Source organism: Vibrio sp. D173a, assembly GCF_030248475.1.
Genome location: NZ_JAHGAH010000319.1, coordinates 1 through 1,151, shown reverse-complemented (window position 1 = coordinate 1,151; position 1,151 = coordinate 1). Strand labels below are relative to the sequence as shown.

Genomic DNA, 1,151 nt, shown 5'->3' with positions numbered 1-1,151 from the left:
TAGCGCACAAAAAGGTCAAGTTCTGATTACCGAAAAGCTTCCCCCAAGACTGAAGCGTGCCTCAGGGATCATCAGACAGGTCAATGAAGGTGGTATTCAGATCGGAGACTCTAAGGAGAACGCTGGTTTTGATGATAGCGATACCTTAGACGTGACGGCGGCGATAGCTGAACGCGCGATTGCGGTTTATCCGTTTTTAGCCCAGACAAAGTTGGTTCGTAGCTGGGGAGCAATTCGCATTATATCTCCCGATGGCTTACCGATATATCAACAGTCGAAAACCAATTCAGGCGCTTATCTCATTAGTTGTCATAGTGGTATTACATTAGCCGCAGCGCACAGTTTTTTGCTCCCAGCTTGGCTAGAAGAAGCAGCGGATGCACCAACTTTGGAGTTATTCAGTGAAGACAGGTTCTAAGTTTCAACGAATGGTTGCGACAGAAAGGTCGCAACAGACGGTGGAGTTTTTTTGGGAAGGCAAGCCATACACAGCCCATGTTGGTGACACCATTGCGGCTGCATTGTTGGCTGCAGGTGTTGACCATACTCGAGAGTCTCCACAGTCGGGAGCCCCCCGCGCCCCGTTTTGCATGATGGGTAGTTGCTTTGAGTGTCGTGTTCAAGTCAATGGTGAGCACAATGTTCAAGCATGTATGAATGTAATAGAAGATGGCATGACGATTTGCCGTCAGACAAATTAGTGGTGAGTTCATGCAAGACGAAATAAGAAAACAAGTCGATGTATGTGTCATTGGTGCTGGCCCAGCGGGAATGATTGCTGCAGTGAGATGCGCAGAAGCAGGTGCCAGTGTGGTTGTGATTGATGAACAGCCGATCCCGGGAGGTCAGATATATCGAGCGCAGAAAGAACAAGGGCATCCTAACGGCTCTATCTTTGGGCCCGACTATCAACATGGTGCAAGCATAATCAAGGCGTTTAATCGAGCGCCGCTGACCCATATTACCAGGGCGACACTGTGGCGAATCGACAGTGAAAACTGCGTCTACTGGAGCCAAAATGGTGTAGCCAATAAAACCGTAGCGAAACAAATCATCATTGCTACTGGGGCAATGGAAAGGCCATTTCCATTTGTCGGTTGGACTCTACCGGGAGCGATGACCGCGGGTGCGTGTCAGATTATGATGAAAAC

3 protein-coding genes are annotated in these 1,151 nt (G+C 48.9%); all 3 read left to right on the top strand.

What is annotated here, in order from left to right; all coding sequences use genetic code 11:
- Positions 1 to 418 (top strand): FAD-dependent oxidoreductase (locus KIV40_RS25100; RefSeq protein WP_285351925.1); only part of this gene is annotated, 418 nt, incomplete at its 5' end.
- Positions 402 to 701, top strand: a complete 300-nt coding sequence (locus KIV40_RS25095; RefSeq protein WP_032553481.1) for a (2Fe-2S)-binding protein — start codon at positions 402 to 404, stop codon at positions 699 to 701. The genes KIV40_RS25100 and KIV40_RS25095, both read left to right, overlap by 17 nt.
- Before the next feature lie 10 nt (positions 702 to 711).
- The coding region (locus KIV40_RS25090) for an FAD/NAD(P)-binding oxidoreductase (protein WP_285351920.1) at positions 712 to 1,151 on the top strand (440 nt) is incomplete at its 3' end.